Here is a 16,885-nt window from a genome sequence, read left to right on the forward strand (position 1 = left end):
CAACGAAGCGGTGGCCACGACGACGGTTGTGGCCACCGCTTCACCCTGCCCGCTTGACAAAACTTCTCCCATATCAGGTTGCCGTCCGAGGTGATCGGGTATTCGGTTCCGCCCCGCAATTTATCGGTGGCCGCCGCGGGCGCGGTGCCCCCGGAACAGGAAGACGCCTCATGCTTTAGCGAAGCAGTACATCCGGTATTCTAAACCCCTACTTTGCAGGTCCTGGTACGTTCCCCATACGAGACGGTGGCCGCGAACCACGGCAAAGCTGCGCGCAAATGCAGGCGCAACGTTATCGATCAGCGCCACCCACCACTGTGCGTTTTTCTCCATCGCGCGCACGACCTCTGAATTGATCACCCTCTGCGAGAGCATCCGCATCGGTGCGTCAGCTAACTGCGCTTCCCAGGCGGCAATAGCGTAAGTGTATCGGAAATCGGCGTACAGAAAATGCCCTTCCGGGCGCAGCACACGCGTCACCTCGGCCAGGAAACGGGGAAACTGAGTGTAGAGGTGTGAGGATTCGATATTGATCACCGCGTCGAAGGATTGGTCGGGGAACGGCAGGTTCTCGGCGTCGCCTTGCACGAACTCCAGGCCGGCCAGATTGTGCCTTACCCGGCAAAAGGCGATACCGGCCGAGTTCAAATCCAGTCCGGTGTATGAGGCGGGGTGCAAGGAGCGCATGAGGTATGAGGCTCCACCGCCATGGCCGCAACCGACCTCCAGCACCTGTTTATCGTTGATCTCGACCTGGGTTGCCGTGCGGTGATAAAGCTGGATGAAAAACCGGTTGGGTTCGTCGGAGGGCGAAAGCGGCACGCCCATCGGTGGATCTTCTTCGTAGCCATAGTTGATGAACAAAACATCGTCGGCGGCGAGCCGGCGGGTTAAGTAGCGGTACAAAAACTTCTGGTAGAAGTACTCGTAAATAAAGTGCGCGTACTTGTCATTGACTTTGCAGAGGAGCAGGCGACGAAAATCGCGCGCTTGGCCTTTGAGCGCCATGGGCGGAGGATAGCAAGAGATAGGTCCTGTGCGGTTCTGGTTGCATGCAGAGGGAACGACTAATACAGATCCAGTTTCAACCATGTCATGGTCGTGGGCCTGGTAATTTCCCAGCCAACTTTGCCACCTCGCTTGCGACCTTCACCAATGTGAGTCCACCGTTATTAGGCTCGCGTCGAATTAGTCAACTGCTATGTCATTCTGGCGTCACCGAGCAGCTTGGAGAGCGATATAACCAGCCCCGGCCTCACGCGGTGAGAATCGCCGGGAAGGGGCTGCGGTTGTCGGGGAGCTCTGGGGGGAAACACGGCGAGATGCCTTGCAGGCTGGGAGGATAGCCCGGCTTGTAGCGCGCAATGATCTGCAGGATGTAGCCGTCCGGGGCGTCGATGTAATGTCCGCCGGTGGCCGCCGCACCGACCATCGTTGAGCCGTAGCTGTGCCCGATCACGGTGTCGATTGACGGCGCTCCGACGTGGGAGGCCCCCATCCCGCTTTGGAACGAATCGAGAGCCTCGGCGCCGGCCCGGGCGCGGTCGGGGGACGCGGCCTCGAAAAGATTCTTCGGGCGGTCGTAGCGCTCGCGCGCCATTCAATTCAGTCGGCGACATCCCTGTGTACGCGGCGGTATTCACCGCGACCCCGGCCAAACGTCAAGCCTGGGTCCCGGCCAGCTTCCGGGTCGTCAGGCCTTCGCTGTCCTGGAAGGGCCGGCCATCGGGCCGGAGCAGGTCGTGGAACCAGACTTTCGGAATCGCGGTGTACGGGTGGTCCCAAGATTCCCAGGGATAGTAGGTTTGAGTCTTTCCGGCGACCAGACCCCAGTTGATGGCACCGACGTTGTGGCGCTTGGCCACTGGGAGAATTCCCTCCACGGTGCTGCCCCGGGGCCGAGCCATGTACTCGGTGCAGAGGATCGGCCTCCCCAGCGGGGCAAGCTCGGCGATCCGGGACTCGAAGCCCGCGGGTTCGGCGTAGGAATGGAACGTGATCACGTCGGCGTTGGCGAGCTGAATATCGCTGATTGCGCTGCGGCCCTGCGGCTGTCCCCAATCACCGCGCCACACGCCACTCGTGAGTGGCTGACTGGGATCAACCGCGCGCGCCCAGCGAAACACCTGGGGGAGCAGGTTGGCGACCAACTGATCCTTGTCGCTGCGCTCGGCGTTTCGATACTGCCGCGCGGGGTTGTCGGGTTCGTTCCACAAGTCCCAACCCAGAATCCGGTCGTCGCTGCGGAATTGGGTAAGCACGGCGGTGACGTAGTCGTGCATGACGCCGGCGTAGCGGGGGTCGCCGAGCCGTTCGGCGCCCGGGCTCTGCACCCAGCCTGAGTTGTGCACCCCGGGCCTCGGTGCGCGCTGTCGGCCCGCCTTGGGCGCCGGATCCCAGCACGAGTCGAAGAAGACGAACAGCGGTTTGATGCGATGGCGCGCGGCGATGTCGACGAACTGCGCTAGCCGCGTTTGGAAACCGCGCTGGTCCTGGGCCCACAGCTGATCATGGAGGAATACCCGGGCGGTGTTGTGCCCGTAGAACCTGGCCCAGCCGAGCTCTGTGTCGATGCGCCGCGGATCGTAGGTGTCGGCCTGAAACATCTCGAGCTGGTTGATGGCGTTGGAGGTGATGTAGTTCGATCCGACGAGGAAGCCTTGCGCCTGATACCAGCGGTTGGCTCGGTCGGCGGGCCACCGTCCCGGTTCCTCTGCGGAGGCCCACGGCGCTCGCGCCAGCGCGGTGCCCGCTGCCAGCAGAAGTGGCAGCTTGAGGGCCATTCTTCGTTGCACGATGTGACGATAAATTTTCCTGGCGATTTCCCTGGGATTTGCTCAGCGCGTCGCGCCAGCTTGACGTGGGAATTGTTATCGCCTCGTCACTCGGCGTCACTTAACTCTTTCTCAGCAACAGTTTTGTAGACACAAACAGTTGTCTATTGCTACTATCGCCCAACGACATCATCGGATGTATTGAGGAGTAGGCCCGTGCAGGCACTGTCGTTCGATCCGGCTGCCGCCAACATCGGGTCCGATATGGTTCTGGGTGCCGTGCACGGTCTGCAGGCCGGTGTGACCGCGTCCCCGTCGACCACCGCGTTGGTGCCGGCCGGGGCCGACGAGGTGTCGGCGCAGGCGGCCCTCGCGTTCGCCGCCGAGGCCACCGCTTTCCTGGCGCTTCACACGGCCGCGCAAGAGGAGCTGGTCCGGACGGGCACGGCGGTCCTCGACATCGCCCGCATGTACTCGGAGATCGACGCGGCCGCGGCCGGCAGCGTGCTCGGCGTCCGCCCCCAGGCCGGCTACCGGATGGCCGGATAGCCGCCGCCTACCCTGGCGCCGCGCAAATTTGCCACGGCGCAGACTGCAAAGTTACTTCAAACTTCACCCCCGAGAGCGCGATACTGAATCCGTGCCTCATCGAAACGTGTTAGGCGGTCCGCTGGAACCGTGCGGCACAGAACCCCTTACGGGTTACTACCGCGACGGCTGTTGCTCGACCGGACCTGAGGACCTCGGCAGGCACACGATTTGTGCGGTCATGACCGCCGAATTCCTGGAGCACCAGCGTTCCATCGGCAATGACTTGCTGACACCGGTCCCCGAATACCGGTTCCCCGGCCTGCTGCCGGGTGATCGCTGGTGCGTCACGGCGCTGAACTGGCTTCGGGCGCACCAGGATGGCTGCGCGGCGCCCGTGGTGCTGGCCTCCACGCACGAGCGCACCCTCGAGGTGGTGCCCCTAGAGGCGCTGCAGGAACATAAGGTCGACGTCCCCGACGACTTGGCGAACCTGTAGGGACCGCGGCAGATCGACGTCTAGCGTCTGTGTCATATTTTTCGTCGACGACACGTCGAAAAGAGGATCCGGTGGGCTCTGCCGTTGACGACATCGACTTCGACGACCTGACCGCGCCCAAGCTGACCGATATCCAACGCCAGATCCTGGACTTCACCGAGGCCAAACGCGTCGACTTCGACATCGACCGGATGCTGGCCGAGGCCATCGAGCAAGCGGGCGCAGACGACCTCGACGACACCGACGGCTTCGGTGATCGGCTCGCCGCGCACGTCGCCGCGATCGAAGCGGACGAGGGACTGCGCCAGCTCACTCGCTCGTCGCTGAGGCAACGCGTCGTACGGTTGCTGCGCAACCGGTTGTCGCTGACCGAGCTGCTCAAGCGGTACCCCGAAATCGAAGCCATCCCGATCGAGAACCCGTTCATCGTCGTCGGGATGCCGCGATCGGGCACCACCCATCTGGTGAATCTCATCGCCGCCGATCCCCGGCGGCGGGCCTTGCCGTACTGGGAGAGCCAGGAACCCATCCCGGCACGCGGCCAGGGACCCGACATCTTCGGGGTCGACCCCCGTTACGCGAGAGCCAAATCCGAGCACGACGCGCTCATGGTCAGCGCCCCGGCGGTGGCCGCTATGCACGACCGATTCCCCGAGGCGATCGAGGAAGAAGTCGAACTCCTCGACCTCGATCTGGCCGCCTACGTCCTGGAATGGCATGCGCGCGTGCCGGACTGGCGCGACTTCTACCTGGGCCTGAACCAAACCCGGCACTACGCCTACCTGCGAAAAGTACTGCAGGCGTTGACCTTCCTGCGCGGTCCCCGGACCTGGGTACTGAAAAGCCCACAGCACTGCGAGCAGCTCGGCCCGCTCCTGGCGACGTTTCCCGACGCGACAGTGGCTTTCACGCACCGGGATCCCGTCGCGGTGATCCAGTCGGCACTCACGATGATGGCCTACTCCGATCGACTGCGCCGAACGAGCATCGAGCCGGACTGGCTGCTGGACTATTGGAGCGACCGCGTGTACCGGCTATTGGCCGCATGCGTGCGCGACCGCGATCTTCTACCGGCCGAACGCAGCATCGACATCAGCTTCCACCAGCTGAACGGCAACGAAATGCCGGTGCTCGAGCGCCTTTACCAGTGTGGCGGCGTCGAACTGACACCGAAGGTGCGGGCGCGCTTCCAGAAATACCTGGATGGCAATCCGCGCGGCAAGCATGGCCGCATCCATTACGACCTGCACCGGCACTTCGGCATCACGGCCGACGAGCTGCGCGGGCGATTCGACTTCTACTTCGACAAGTTCGACGTCCAGGCCGAGACCTAGCCGGAAGGCAACCAGAGCGATGAGTTTCGAACCGGTCTACCGCGGCAGGCCCGGGGCCGACGCCATGCGGCCCGCCGCCGCCGAGAGGGCGCAGGAGATCGCGCCCGGACTGTGGTGCTCACCGGGGCTCTCGAATTCGTACCTGCTCACCACCCGTGAGGGCCGGGTGATCGTCAACACCGGCATGGGTTTCGAGGGCCCGGTGCACCGCGCGAACTTCGACGCCGTGGACCCCTCGCCGGTGCGCTACATCATCTTCACGCAGGGCCACGTCGACCACGTCGGTGGTTTGGACAGCGTGCGCGACCCGGAGACAACCGTCGTGGCACAGGCGAACTGGACGTTGTGGCGCGACGACAACGAACGCCTCATCCCGTATCGAGCCAGCCGTAGCGCCTTCGCGTTCAAGGACACCTTGGCGAGCGGGATCCAAGCCATCCAGCGGCGCCTGGGTAGCACCCGGTTGGCCGGCCAGAGCGTTCCCGTCGTCGACCTCGATTTTGAAGACACCCTTACCTTGGACGTCGGCGGCCGCCGGATGGAACTGATTTCCGTGCCCGGCGGCGAAACCACCGACTCACTGGTGGTGTGGCTGCAGGATGAGCGAATCTGCCTGTGCGGGAACGCCTTCGGTCCGCTGTTTGGGCACATTCCCAACCTGGTCACCATGCGCGGCGACCGATACCGCGACGCGTGTGAGGCCATCGCGTCGGTGGAACGGGTGCGCGACCTGCGGCCCGAACTCCTGGTGACCGGTCATTTCGAACCGATAGCGGGCGCCGAGCGCATCTACGCCGAACTGACCCGGCTGCGCGACGCGATCCGGTACGTCCACGATCAGACCGTCGAGGGGATGAACGCCGGCAAGGACGTGCGGACACTGATGCGTGAGATCACCTTGCCTGCGGAATACGAAGTGGGCCAAGGCTATGGAAAGGTGGCCTGGGATGTGCGGGCCATCTGGGAGAACTACTCCGGCTGGTTTCACCACGAATCGACCACCGAGCTCTATCCGGTTGGGTTCGACGCCGTCGCCGACGACATCGTCGAGCTGGCCGGGGCCGACGCATTGGTGGGCCGGGCGCGCAAACACCTTGCCGCCGGCCGGCCGCTGCCGGCCATTCACCTCGCCGATCTCGTTGGGTCGGACCATGCGGGGGCGCGGGCCGTGCTTCGAGACGCCCATGAAAAACTTCTGGCCGGCAGCACCAACTTCTGGGAAAGCGCCTGGCTCAGAAACCAGATAGCGAGGAACTCATGACGGCGCGCGTCAGCTTCGACTTCACCGGGACCACGGCTCTGATCACCGGCGGCACCAGCGGGATCGGGCACGCGACCGCGGTCCTGTTCCGCGATGCCGGGGCCCGCGTCACCGTCACCGGTACCAAGCCCTCGCCGGCCGACTACGACGCCGACCTGTCCGACATGGATTATCACCAGCTACAGATCAGCGACCCGGATTCGGTGGACGCGTTGGCCGAGAAGTTCACCGCCCTCGACGTATTGGTCAACAACGCCGGCGCCAATTTCCCTGGCGGCCTCGATGAATCAAAGCCGGACGGCTTCGAGGCTTCGGTCGCGCTGAACCTCACCGGGCCGTACCGGTTGACGGTCGGGCTATACCGCGCCCTGAAGGCGTCGACCGCGGCGGGCGGCGCCAGCGTGGTGAACCTGGCGTCGATGTCCGCGCTGCGGGCCGTCCCATTGGTTCCCGGGTACGGCGCGGCGAAGGCCGGGATCGTCTGTATCACAAGGAACCTCGCCGTCAAATGGGCCACCAAGGGAATCCGGGTGAACGCGGTGGCGCCAGGCGCCATCGACACCCCGATGACCGCGCCCATGCACGGCTCGGCCGAGTTGGTGGACGCCGAGCTGGCGCACATCCCCTTGCGCCGCTTCGGTTCCGTCGAGGAGATCGCGCCGACCATCGCCTTCCTGTGCACCGAGCAGAGTAGCTACACCAGCGGCGCGGTGTTCGTCGTCGACGCCGCGTCGGACTGCGTCTGAGACACGAGGAAAGACATGGCAATTGCGCTCCGACCCGAGGACTTCTACCACACCGGCATCGTCGTGCCCGACCTCGATGCGGCCATGGCCCGACTGAGCGCGCTGGCCGGGTACCGGTGGATCACCCCGATGAGCTACACGCTGCCCTTCCGCACCGCGACCGGCGTCCGCGAACTGACCTCGACCATCGTCTACTCCCTGCAGAGTCCGCACCTCGAACTCGTGCAGGAGGTCCCCGGGAGCCCGTGGACGGCCGCGCCGGGCAACACGGTCCACCACCTCGGCTATTTCAGCGACAACCTGGCCGAGAGCGCCCGGGCGCTGGAGGCCAACGGCTTCACCCTCGAGATGACGGCGGAGGTGCCCGGCTCCGATCTCGGGCTATTCGCCTACTACACAGACGATTCGGGTACCCGCATCGAGATCGTTGACCGCGCGCTCTTCCCCGACTTCCCCGCATTCCTGGAGTCGATGGCGGGACCGCGGGAGGCGTGACGTGTTGCTGACGGTGCTGCGCTTCAACTTCGCCTCCCCGCACGGCGAACCACGCACGCAAAGCGGCCTCTTGTCCGCCGCCCTCGAACTGGCGCAGTGGGGCGAGTCGCACGGCATCACCTCCATCAGCGTCGACGAGCATCACGCGACCGGACACGGCTGGAGCTGCAATCCCATCATGGCGGCCGGGATGTTCTTGGCCCGAACGTCGACCCTGATCGCCAGTGTGGACTGTGCGCTCGGCCCGCTCTGGAATCCGGTGCGGCTCGCCGAGGACATCGCGCTCGTCGACAACATGAGCCGGGGCCGGCTGCACACCACGGTCGGCCTCGGCTACCGCACGGTCGAATATGACGCCATGGGCGTCGATTTCGCGCGGCGGGGTGTGCTGATGGACAGTCTGCTCGAGCGAATGCTGTCGGTGTGGTCCGGTGCCGATGCCGACGCGGGAATCTGCGCCGGCACCTGGACCCGGCCGCATCCACCGCTGTACGTCGGCGGCGGCGCGCGCGCCACTGCGCGACGGGCGGCGCGATTCCGGCTGCCGCTCAGCCTGGCCGACCACTTGCCCGACATCGCCGGCTACTATCGCGACCTGTGTGCCGACGCCGGCATGACGCCGCTCATCCTCATGCCGGGGCCGGTCAACCGCGGGATGATCTTCCTGCACGAGGACCCGGACCGGGCATGGGCGGAACTCGGTGACCACATCCTCTGGGAGGCAATCACTTACGGCGGATGGTCGACCGAGCAGCGGTCCCTCATGCATTTGCCCGGCGTGCAAACGCTGGAGGAAGTCAGGTCGTCGGGTCGGTACCGCTTCGTGACTCCCGACGAGTTGATCGCGGAGGTGCGCGACGCCGACAACTACGGGCCGCTCGTGATGCACCCACTCGTCGGTGGCATGCCCGTCGACGAAGCGTGGAAGTCGGTCCAGCTGCTCACCGACAAGGTCCTGCCCGCGCTCACATAACCGCTAGACGTCCCGGCGTTGCTGCAACCAGTCGGCCAGCGAACGGCCGGCGTCCAGGACATGCCGCTCGGCGATCGTGCGGGCCCGTTCGGCGTCCTTGTCGCCGAGCGCGTCGAGCAGTTCCTGGTGTTCGTCGAGCGAATGCTTCTCGTGTTCGGGAAACAGGGTGAGGAAGTTGCTCGGCACCACGCGCGCGGCCTGCCTGATTTGAGTGAGCAGCCGCGGCGAATGCGCGGCGCGGTGGATCATCTGGTGAAAATGCCAGTTGGCCTCTCCGATGCTGTCGTCACCGGATCGGGCGACGACGTCCGCCGCGAGCCCGCGCAGCATGTCAAGCTCTTCGGCCTCGATCCGCTCGGCGGCCCACGCCGCCGCCTGTCCGGTCAGCACCCCCAGGATGGTGAAGCTGTCCAGGACGTCGTCCGGGCTGATCCCGACCACGGTCACGCCACTGCGCGGGGCGACTTGCACCAGGCCCTCGAACGACAGCTCCAGCAGCGCCTCGCGCACCGGCGTCCGGCTGGTCGCGAATTCCTCGGTGATGGCATCCAGGTCGACGCGTGAGCCGGCGGGCAGCGCGCCGGTGAGGATGCGGTCCCGAAGTTCGCGGGCAGCGCGTTCGCGCACCGTGCCGGAGATGTCGATCGCTGCCATCCTGGAAGGATATCAAACGGTAAACCTGACATTTGAAATCTGAAATATCAGATGTTAGGTTCCAAGTATGCGGATCGACAAGATGGCGCTGGTGGCATTCATGCAGGCGGGCAGCACTTCGGTGTACGCGGGCTCGTGGCGGCACCCCGCGACAGAACACCGGTATCTCGACGCCGCCTACTACGCCAAGATCGGACGGCAGCTGGAAGAAGGCTGTTTCGACCTGATGTTCTTCGACGACCGGCTCGCGATGCCGGGCGTCTACGGGGCCTCCGTGTCCGATGCGGTGACCTACGGCGCCCGTCCGGTCAAGCTCGACCTCGGCGTGGTGCTCGGAGTGCTGGCCGAGGCCACCTCGAAAATCGGGCTGGGCGCGACCTACTCGACCACCTACTACGCGCCGTTCCACGTCGCGAGAACCTTTGCCACGCTGGATCATCTATCGGGCGGCCGTGCGGCCTGGAACGTGGTCACCTCGGTCAACGACAGCGAGGCGCAGAACTTTGGCGTCGATGCCCACCTAGGGCACGACGAACGCTACGACCGCGCCGACGAATTCATGGACGTGGTCACAGGGCTGTGGGACACGTGGGAGGACGACGCCGTGTTGCATGACCGGGTTGCCGGCCGCTACGCCGACCCGGGCAAGGTGCACGAGCTCGGACACGTCGGCCCGTACTTCTCCGCGCGTGGACCGCTGACCGTGCCGCGCACGCCCCAGGGCCGGCCCGTGATCATCCAGGCCGGATCGTCGGGCCGCGGCCGCGAATTCGCTTCGCGGTGGGCCGAATTGATCTTCACCGGCGATCCGGGCATCGACGTCGCGCGCAGTCACTACGCGGATCAGAAAGCCCGCATCGATGACGCCGGCCGCGATCCCGCCGCCGTTCGCATCTGTCCCATGGCCTACGCTGTGGTGGGCGAGTCCGAAGCCCACGCCAAGGAGCGCGAAGCCATGTTTCTCAACGATCTGGTCCATCCGATGGCTTCGCTGACGCTCCTATCGGAGCTGATGAATTACGACTTCGCGCAACATGATCTCGACGATCCGGTGACTGACGAAGTCCTCGCCTCGGTGTCCGGTATCCGCGGACTGGTGCAAAACCTGCGCACCCACATTTCTTTCCAGGGCGGAGGCCGCCCAGTCACACTGCGCGACCTGGCCAACCACCGCGCCACCCTCCTGCAGGGACCCCGCTTCGTCGGCACCGGTGAACAGGTCGCCGACCAGATGGCCGAATGGTTCCAAACCGAGGCCTGCGACGGATTCGTATTGGCGGCAACGCATTTGCCCGGCGCCTTCGAAGACGTGGTGCGTATGGTCGTTCCGGAATTGCAGCGACGCGGCCTGTTCCGGACGGAATACGAGTCGTCCACGCTGCGCGGACACCTCGGCCTGGAACGCCCGTCGAACTTGCGCGTGCCGGCCAATGCTTGACGGCCTACGGGTGCTCGACCTCGCCACCCTGGCCGCGGCCCCGCTGGTGGCGACCTACCTCGGCGAGTTCGGCGCCGACGTGATCAAAGTCGAAGAGCCGACGCATGGCGACCCGATCCGGGGTTGGGGCAATCAACGCGATGGGACCGGCTTGATGTGGAAGTCGATCTCGCGCAACAAGCGATCCATCACGCTGGACCTGCGCTGCGCCGAGGGGCAGCAGCTGGTGCGCCGGCTGGTGGAGCACGCCGACGTCGCCATCTTCAACACCCGGCCGCAGACGCTGCGCAAGTGGGGCCTGGACTACGAGAGCCTGCGCGCGGTGAACGACCGCCTGGTGATGCTGCACATCACCGGCTACGGGTTGACCGGACCCAAAAGCGAGCGACCGGGTTTCGGCACGCTCGGCGAGGCGATGAGCGGTTTCGCGCACGTCACCGGCCAGGCCGGCGGACCACCCACACTGCCGCCCTTCATGCTGGCCGACGGCGTCGCGTCGTTGAACGCCGCCTATGCGGTGCTGATGGCGCTGTATCACCGTGACGTGCACGGCGGTCCGGGGCAGCTGATAGACGTCAACCTGATCGACCCGCTGGCCCGGTTGCTGGAGCAGTCCTTGCTGGGCTACGACCAGTTGGGGCTGGTGCCCGAGCGCTCCGGCAACCGGTGGGACATCTCCGCCCCTCGCAACACTTATCGCACCGCGGACGGCCGGTGGCTGGCCATGTCCGGCAGCTCACCGGCGTTGGCGCTGCGGGTGTTCCGCGCCATCGGCCGCGAAGACCTGTTGCAGGACGCCGACTTCACCGACCCGCAACGGCGCCTGACGCGAGCCCGCGAGGTCGACACGCTGGTCGCCGATTGGGTTGCCAGCAAAACACTTTCGGAGGCGATGACGGTCCTCGATGCGCACGAGGTGGCCGCGGCTCCGGTCTATGACATTCGTGACCTGGTAGCCGACGAGCAGCTCGCGCACCGGGAGGTGTTCGTCCCGGTCGAGGATCAACAACTCGGGTCGATGACGGTGCAGGCGCCCGTCCCGCGGTTCTCGTCGACATCCGGCACTGTCGCACACCTGGGACCCCGCCTGGGCGAGCACAACGGCGAGGTCTACGGCGACTTGCTTGGTATGACCGCAGCAGAGATCGACGGCCTGCGCGCACGTGGCGTTCTGTGACAGAAGGAATTCATCGATGACACAACTTCTTCGGCGCTCTGAGCTTGCAGTGCCCGCGAGCAACGACAACATGTTCGACAAGGCCGCCAGCTGTGGCGCCGACCTGGTGTTCCTCGACCTCGAGGACGCGGTGCCCGCGGCGTTCAAGGAGGAGTCCCGGGCCAAGGCGATCAGCGCGCTGAACGACCTCGACTGGGGGCGCACCGCGCGTGCGGTCCGGATCAACGGCCTGGACACCCGATGGTGCCACGACGATCTCATCGAGGTGGTGACCAACGCCGGCGAGAACCTGGACACGGTCATCATCCCGAAGGCCCGCCGGGCCCGCGACGTCTGGTGGGTGGACGTGTTACTCACCCAGCTCGAGTCAAAGCTAGGACTCGATAGGCACATTCGGCTGGAAGTGCTCATCGAGGAGGTCGAGGGCCTGGCCAACGCCGAAGCGATCGCGGTGGCCAGCCCCCGACTGGACGCGCTGATCTTCGGAGTGGGTGACTTCTCGTTGTCGCAGGGCGCGCGGGTGGACACCAACTTCGTGCCGCTCGGCGATTACCCCGGTGACTTCTGGCATTACGCGCGCAACAAGGTGATCGTGGCGGCGAGGATCGCCGGCATCGATGCGATCGACGCGCCGTACCCCGATTACCGAGACCTGTCGGGTTACGAGCGCGACGCGCGGCGGGCCTCGCTGCTGGGCTACACCGGAAAATGGGCGATTCACCCCGATCAGGTTCCCATCGCGAACCAGGTCTACGCACCGACCGCCGACGAAATCGCCCGCGCCCAAACCAATATCGCCGCCTATCGCGAAGCCGAGGCCAGGGGACGCGGAGCCGTGGGGGTGAACGGCGTCCTGGTCGACGCCGCGCACGTCAAGATGGCGGAGGAGACGCTGGCCCGCGCCGCGTTGATCGACCAACCGCCCGCTTAGGGTTCAATGGGCCTATGGCCGACCCAATGCCCCAGGTGGCGATACTCGACGACTACGCCGGCGTGGCCCTGCGCCTTGCCGACTGGTCGCCGGTGCAAACGCGTTCCCGCATAACCGTTTTCGACCGGCACCTCACCGAGGAAGAAGCTGCGGAGGCACTGCGGGCATTCGACGTGATCTGCACCCTGCGTGAGCGGATGGCGCTGCCGCGGACGCTGCTCGAACGGCTGCCGAACCTGAAGCTGATCACCATCGTGGGCAGAAGCCTGCCCAACCTGGACATGGCCGCGGCCACGGAACGGGGCATCCTCGTCGCCCACACCGACTTCGCCCATCCGCGCTTCCGCTCGGTGCACGACGCCACTCCCGAATTCGCCTGGGGACTGCTGATCGCCACGGTACGCAACCTGGCCGAAGAACACCGACGCATGCGAGACGGCGCCTGGCAGACGACGACGGGCCTCACGCTGTCCGGCAAGACGCTCGGGCTGCTCGGTCTCGGGCGGGTGGGCAAGCGCATGGCCGAATACGCGAAAGCCTTCGGCATGGAAGTCCTTGCGTGGAGCCAAAATCTCACCGCGGACACCGCGGCCGCGGTCGGCGCGCGCCGGGTCGAGAAGGCGACACTGTTCGAGGAGTCCGACGTGGTCTCCATCCATGTGGTCCTGTCGGAACGCACACGCGGTCTGGTCGGCGAAACCGAGCTCGCCCTGATGCGGCCGCACGCGTACCTGATCAACACGTCGCGGGGCCCGATCGTCGACGAGGCCGCCATGATCACCGCCCTCAGAGCCGGGCGCATCGCCGGCGCGGGGCTCGACGTCTACGACGTCGAACCGCTGCCGCTCGAGCACCCGTTGCGGGTGCTCCCGAATGTGACCCTGTCTCCCCACCTGGGGTACGTCACCCGCGAAATGCTCAGCGCGTTCTACGCCGACACCGTGGAGGCGGTGGTCGCCTGGCTGGACGGGTCCCCGATTCGGATCGCCAACCCCGAGGCGTTGCTGGGTTGATCAGGTGCGCTTCCGTTTCCAGTGCGTGCTCTTGACCGCTTCCAGGGCCTCGATGACGTAGCGATCCAGCGGCCACGGGCGACCGGACTGGCGCACCCATTGCTGGAAACCGAAATCCGCTGCCGCGAAGGCGAGTTGAACCAGCAGGCCGGGACGGATGTCGACGTCGGGGTTCACGCCCATTCGCTCGGCGATCAGCTTGGCCGCCCGCTCCTTGTCGGCGGGCGTGTGCACGGTGACCTTACGCAGGAGATCGGGGGCAACCAGCAGCGCTTCTCGCCACTCGTCGGTGTCGGCCTGCTCGAACGATCGGGTCCGCGTGACGATGGCGTTGATCAGCGCGACATCCGGCGACTCGTTGGCGGGCCGCTGCTCGAGCAGGTTGACGATCGCGGCGCCGCCATGGCGAACGGGTGCGAGCAACAGCTCCTCTTTCGTCGGCACGTGCCGGAAGAAAGTACGCGGCGAAACGCCCGCGGCGGCAGCGATCTCCTCCGTTGTCACGGCGTCGTATCCGCGTTCGATGAACAGCCGGAACGCGGCGCGTCTGATGTCGGCCCGGATCTGTGCGCGCTGCCGATCGCGCAGCGACTCTGGCCTGGTGGGAAAGGTCACCGGAAGCAGCCGATCCCGCCGTCGACGTGAATGGTCTGCCCGGTGATGAACGTCGCGTCGGTGCCGAGCAGGAACGCCACCAGCGCACCCACGTCGGTGCGGACATCGCCGATGCGCTTCATCGGAACGCGTCCCACCGCCTTCGCATAGTCTTTGGGCGCGAACTCTTTCCAGAGCTTGACACCGTCCGACTCGGCAAACGGGCAGATGACATTGACGCGGATGTTGTCGCGCCCCCACTCCAAAGCGGCGACCTTCGACAGTCCGCGGATGGCCTCCTTGGCGGCGGCGTAGCCGCCCCACCTGGGTTCGCCGCCGGTGCCCGTCCCCGAGCCGAGGTTGACGATCGACCCGCCACCCGCCTCGACCATCACGGGGTGGACGGCCTGCATGAGCAGGAACGTCGCCCGCGGGCCCACGTCGTGGCCGAGCGCGAAGTCCTCGCTGGTGATGTCGACGAATGCCTTGGGCTCGTTGGTGGCGATCGCGTTGTTGACCAGGCCGTGCACCGTACCGAAGGCGTCGACCGCGGCCGTCACGATCCGTTGGGCGCTGCCCGGGTCACGCAGGTCGGCGGTCAGCTTCTCGACGCGGCCCAGCGACGACAGCTCGGCGGTTGTCTTGCCCAGCAACTCATCCTGGATGTCGACCAACAGCACCGCCGCGCCGCGTTCCAGCAGCGCGGCGGCGGTGCCCTGGCCCACGCCTTGGGCGGCGCCGGTGACGATCGCGACCTGACCGCGCATGGAAGAGGGGTGGCTGTAGGTCATCTGACCGGCCCCATCAGTAGCGGCACCCCGCGGTGCATCTCGTAGGTGCTGCGCGCACCGTCGGGCAGTTCGATGAACTCGACGGCGGTTCCGTCGGGATCTTTGACGAAAAACATTCGCACCCCGCCGATTTCGAAGGGATCTTGATCGGGCGGGAAGCCGGCCGCGGTGATCCGGCGGTGGGTGTCATCGAGATCGCTCACCGACAGGGACACGTTGTGGATTCCGGTAATGCCGCGACGCGCGGGCTTCTGGTCCGGAGGATTCGCGCCCAGTGACAGCAACTCGACCATCAGCCCGCCCAGCAGGCCGCCCACCACCCGCCCCTCCTGTTTACGGGTCGCGTGCAGGGCCGCGTCGAAAGGCTCACCGGAGATGAGGGTTTCGAACACGACCTCCATGCCGAGCAGGTCGCGGTAGAACGCCAAAGCGCGGTCCATGTCCGTCACGCCGACGACGAGATGACAAAACGAGACGTCGCCGAGTGCGCTGGTCATGACGCCGCGAGGCCGGGAGCCGGGCGGCCCGCGAACAGTGGCAGGTCGAGGTAGGTCTTGATGCCGGGTTCGGCGGCGCAGACGTCAGGGATGGCGTTGACGCAGTGGTTGGCCGTGGCCACCACGCCCGGATTCTTCACCAGCCCTTCGGCGATCGTCTCGGGTTGCAGGCCCTTGAAGGTGAGGCTCACGGTCGGATCCCCGGTGATCTCGACCTCGAAGCGTTCGCCCCGCCCACCGAAATTCCACGCCGGTTCCAGGTTTTCCTCACCCATCAACCAGTTGACCGCCGCCGTGATGACCGGTTCGCCGTCCACGAGTGCCTGCCAGCGGAACCGTCGCGCGGCCACCGTTCCCGTGGTGATCGGGAACGGGGCATAGTCGATGTCGGCGGTCGCCACGGCGACATCCTGGATGGTCCTGATGTTGGGCTCGATGCGAAATCCCATGTGCTCAGCGATCATTCGTACCGACTGCTTGAACCCCGCCTCCAGCAGGCTGGCCATGGGCCCTTGCATGGCCTCCTCGGGAGTACCGCCGAAGCCCATGATGTGGCGCACGACGTCCGGGGCGTTGTAGGTGCGGATGTCGGAGAATTCCTCGGCGCGAATATGCGTGACGGCCGAGGAGAGCGAGGACAGCATGAGCGGGAATCGTTCCGTGATGCCCCCGGGATGGATCCCCGAACCGTGCAGGGTCACCCCGCCTTGGACCGCGGCGTCGGCGACGGCCTGGTGGCGCGCGTTGCCGGGGTCGGGGTATACCCAGCCGACGGGGGTGACGACGTTCTTGCCGGATCGCAGGATCGCGATGACCTCATCGTCGTTGGGCACCAGGGGGCTGTACATGACGCAGTCGGCGTCCAGCGCCAGGATGTCATCGATGCTGGAGGTGGCGGTGACACCGAGGTCCTGGGTTCCGAGGATCCGACCGACGTCGACGCCGTTCTTGTCGGCGCTGTGCACCCAGCAGCCGGCCAGTTCCAACTGCGGATGATTCTGGACGCACGCGATGGCCGCCTTGCCGACTCCTCCGGTCGCCCACTGGATGACACGAAGCTTGGACGGACTACTCATCTGCTGACCTCCGAATTTGCATGCCTTTACACGCCAACGACCGGACTGGCACAGTATGACCCGCTGACAGTGACTGTCAACGTCGGCTTCGAGTAGGAAGGCCT

Annotated in this window: 19 protein-coding genes; 11 read left to right on the forward strand and 8 right to left on the reverse strand. The window is 65.7% G+C overall.

Annotated elements, in window-relative coordinates:
- Positions 1-168: 168 nt before the first annotated feature.
- From mtf2 to AWC17_RS11230, 3 genes are all read right to left on the reverse strand, one after another.
- Entirely contained in the window at positions 169-1,008 is an 840-nt protein-coding gene (gene mtf2, locus AWC17_RS11220; protein WP_082123001.1) for a fatty-acid O-methyltransferase Mtf2, read from the reverse strand.
- A 247-nt stretch (positions 1,009-1,255) separates the two neighbouring features.
- Positions 1,256-1,600 (reverse strand): alpha/beta hydrolase, encoded by a 345-nt coding sequence (locus AWC17_RS31995; RefSeq protein ID WP_046183761.1) that lies wholly within the window; start codon positions 1,598-1,600, stop codon positions 1,256-1,258.
- A gap of 61 nt (positions 1,601-1,661) precedes the next feature.
- Positions 1,662-2,795, reverse strand: a complete 1,134-nt coding sequence (locus tag AWC17_RS11230; protein WP_046183762.1) for a glycoside hydrolase 5 family protein — start codon at positions 2,793-2,795, stop codon at positions 1,662-1,664.
- A 195-nt stretch (positions 2,796-2,990) separates the two neighbouring features.
- On the opposite strand from AWC17_RS11230, the gene AWC17_RS11235 reads away from it, so the two are divergent.
- The 7 genes from AWC17_RS11235 to AWC17_RS11265 all read left to right on the forward strand — a co-directional run bounded on the left by AWC17_RS11235 (position 2,991) and on the right by AWC17_RS11265 (position 8,610).
- Positions 2,991-3,323: a PE domain-containing protein gene (locus AWC17_RS11235; protein ID WP_046183763.1), complete on the forward strand. Its 333-nt coding sequence runs from the start codon at positions 2,991-2,993 to the stop codon at positions 3,321-3,323.
- 91 nt (positions 3,324-3,414) lie between these two features.
- Positions 3,415-3,801: a DUF2237 family protein gene (locus AWC17_RS11240; protein ID WP_046183764.1), complete on the forward strand. Its 387-nt coding sequence runs from the start codon at positions 3,415-3,417 to the stop codon at positions 3,799-3,801.
- Positions 3,802-3,872: 71 nt separating this feature from the next.
- Entirely contained in the window at positions 3,873-5,135 is a 1,263-nt protein-coding gene (locus tag AWC17_RS11245; RefSeq protein WP_046183765.1) for a sulfotransferase family protein, read from the forward strand.
- A gap of 19 nt (positions 5,136-5,154) precedes the next feature.
- Positions 5,155-6,396 (forward strand): MBL fold metallo-hydrolase, encoded by a 1,242-nt coding sequence (locus AWC17_RS11250; protein ID WP_046183766.1) that lies wholly within the window; start codon positions 5,155-5,157, stop codon positions 6,394-6,396.
- Positions 6,393-7,142 (forward strand): SDR family NAD(P)-dependent oxidoreductase, encoded by a 750-nt coding sequence (locus AWC17_RS11255; RefSeq protein WP_046183767.1) that lies wholly within the window; start codon positions 6,393-6,395, stop codon positions 7,140-7,142. Before AWC17_RS11250 ends, AWC17_RS11255 begins: the two co-directional genes overlap by 4 nt.
- A gap of 15 nt (positions 7,143-7,157) precedes the next feature.
- Positions 7,158-7,637 (forward strand): VOC family protein, encoded by a 480-nt coding sequence (locus AWC17_RS11260; protein ID WP_046183768.1) that lies wholly within the window; start codon positions 7,158-7,160, stop codon positions 7,635-7,637.
- 1 nt (position 7,638) lies between these two features.
- Entirely contained in the window at positions 7,639-8,610 is a 972-nt protein-coding gene (locus AWC17_RS11265) for an LLM class flavin-dependent oxidoreductase (RefSeq protein ID WP_047322875.1), read from the forward strand.
- 3 nt (positions 8,611-8,613) lie between these two features.
- On the opposite strand, the gene AWC17_RS11270 is transcribed toward AWC17_RS11265, so the two are convergent.
- Entirely contained in the window at positions 8,614-9,264 is a 651-nt protein-coding gene (locus AWC17_RS11270) for a GntR family transcriptional regulator (protein ID WP_047322876.1), read from the reverse strand.
- A gap of 67 nt (positions 9,265-9,331) precedes the next feature.
- Here AWC17_RS11270 and AWC17_RS11275 point away from each other — a divergent pair, with 67 nt between their 5' ends.
- Genes AWC17_RS11275 through AWC17_RS11290 form a run of 4 tightly spaced genes read left to right on the forward strand, consistent with a single transcriptional unit; the run spans position 9,332 to position 13,823 of the window.
- Positions 9,332-10,702 (forward strand): LLM class flavin-dependent oxidoreductase, encoded by a 1,371-nt coding sequence (locus AWC17_RS11275; protein ID WP_047322877.1) that lies wholly within the window; start codon positions 9,332-9,334, stop codon positions 10,700-10,702.
- Positions 10,695-11,879: a CaiB/BaiF CoA transferase family protein gene (locus tag AWC17_RS11280; protein ID WP_047322878.1), complete on the forward strand. Its 1,185-nt coding sequence runs from the start codon at positions 10,695-10,697 to the stop codon at positions 11,877-11,879. The genes AWC17_RS11275 and AWC17_RS11280 overlap by 8 nt, the downstream gene beginning before the upstream one ends.
- A 16-nt stretch (positions 11,880-11,895) precedes the next feature.
- Positions 11,896-12,810 (forward strand): HpcH/HpaI aldolase/citrate lyase family protein, encoded by a 915-nt coding sequence (locus tag AWC17_RS11285; RefSeq protein ID WP_047322879.1) that lies wholly within the window; start codon positions 11,896-11,898, stop codon positions 12,808-12,810.
- 26 nt (positions 12,811-12,836) lie between these two features.
- A complete protein-coding gene (locus AWC17_RS11290; protein ID WP_047322896.1) occupies positions 12,837-13,823 on the forward strand; it encodes a D-2-hydroxyacid dehydrogenase family protein in 987 nt (328 codons plus the stop codon).
- On the opposite strand, the gene AWC17_RS11295 is transcribed toward AWC17_RS11290, so the two are convergent.
- Genes AWC17_RS11295 through AWC17_RS11310 form a run of 4 tightly spaced genes read right to left on the reverse strand, consistent with a single transcriptional unit; the run spans position 13,824 to position 16,781 of the window.
- Entirely contained in the window at positions 13,824-14,438 is a 615-nt protein-coding gene (locus AWC17_RS11295) for a TetR/AcrR family transcriptional regulator (protein ID WP_047322880.1), read from the reverse strand.
- Complete coding sequence (locus AWC17_RS11300) at positions 14,435-15,208, reverse strand: SDR family NAD(P)-dependent oxidoreductase (RefSeq protein WP_047322881.1); 774 nt, start codon at positions 15,206-15,208, stop codon at positions 14,435-14,437. The genes AWC17_RS11295 and AWC17_RS11300 overlap by 4 nt, the downstream gene beginning before the upstream one ends.
- Positions 15,205-15,705, reverse strand: coding sequence for a VOC family protein (locus AWC17_RS11305; RefSeq protein WP_085164645.1), 501 nt, complete (start codon positions 15,703-15,705; stop codon positions 15,205-15,207). Before AWC17_RS11305 ends, AWC17_RS11300 begins: the two co-directional genes overlap by 4 nt.
- Positions 15,702-16,781 carry an NAD(P)H-dependent amine dehydrogenase family protein gene (locus tag AWC17_RS11310; RefSeq protein WP_047322883.1) on the reverse strand — a complete coding sequence of 360 codons (1,080 nt, stop codon included), beginning with the start codon at positions 16,779-16,781 and terminating at the stop codon, positions 15,702-15,704. Before AWC17_RS11310 ends, AWC17_RS11305 begins: the two co-directional genes overlap by 4 nt.
- Between the last annotated feature and the right edge of the window lie 104 nt (positions 16,782-16,885).

The organism is Mycobacterium nebraskense, from assembly GCF_002102255.1.
Taxonomy (GTDB): Bacteria; Actinomycetota; Actinomycetes; order Mycobacteriales; family Mycobacteriaceae; genus Mycobacterium; species Mycobacterium nebraskense.

What these genes read in the sequence shown, in the direction of transcription:
- mtf2 (WP_082123001.1), bottom strand. Translation starts at nt 1,008, where the DNA reads ATGGCGCTCAAAGGCCAAGCGCGCGATTTTCGTCGCCTGCTCCTCTGC.
- AWC17_RS31995 (WP_046183761.1), bottom strand. Translation starts at nt 1,600, where the DNA reads ATGGCGCGCGAGCGCTACGACCGCCCGAAGAATCTTTTCGAGGCCGCG.
- AWC17_RS11250 (WP_046183766.1), top strand. Translation starts at nt 5,155, where the DNA reads ATGAGTTTCGAACCGGTCTACCGCGGCAGGCCCGGGGCCGACGCCATG.
- AWC17_RS11255 (WP_046183767.1), top strand. Translation starts at nt 6,393, where the DNA reads ATGACGGCGCGCGTCAGCTTCGACTTCACCGGGACCACGGCTCTGATC.
- AWC17_RS11260 (WP_046183768.1), top strand. Translation starts at nt 7,158, where the DNA reads ATGGCAATTGCGCTCCGACCCGAGGACTTCTACCACACCGGCATCGTC.
- AWC17_RS11270 (WP_047322876.1), bottom strand. Translation starts at nt 9,264, where the DNA reads ATGGCAGCGATCGACATCTCCGGCACGGTGCGCGAACGCGCTGCCCGC.
- AWC17_RS11275 (WP_047322877.1), top strand. Translation starts at nt 9,332, where the DNA reads ATGCGGATCGACAAGATGGCGCTGGTGGCATTCATGCAGGCGGGCAGC.
- AWC17_RS11280 (WP_047322878.1), top strand. Translation starts at nt 10,695, where the DNA reads ATGCTTGACGGCCTACGGGTGCTCGACCTCGCCACCCTGGCCGCGGCC.
- AWC17_RS11285 (WP_047322879.1), top strand. Translation starts at nt 11,896, where the DNA reads ATGACACAACTTCTTCGGCGCTCTGAGCTTGCAGTGCCCGCGAGCAAC.
- AWC17_RS11290 (WP_047322896.1), top strand. Translation starts at nt 12,837, where the DNA reads ATGCCCCAGGTGGCGATACTCGACGACTACGCCGGCGTGGCCCTGCGC.
- AWC17_RS11300 (WP_047322881.1), bottom strand. Translation starts at nt 15,208, where the DNA reads ATGACCTACAGCCACCCCTCTTCCATGCGCGGTCAGGTCGCGATCGTC.
- AWC17_RS11305 (WP_085164645.1), bottom strand. Translation starts at nt 15,705, where the DNA reads ATGACCAGCGCACTCGGCGACGTCTCGTTTTGTCATCTCGTCGTCGGC.
- AWC17_RS11310 (WP_047322883.1), bottom strand. Translation starts at nt 16,781, where the DNA reads ATGAGTAGTCCGTCCAAGCTTCGTGTCATCCAGTGGGCGACCGGAGGA.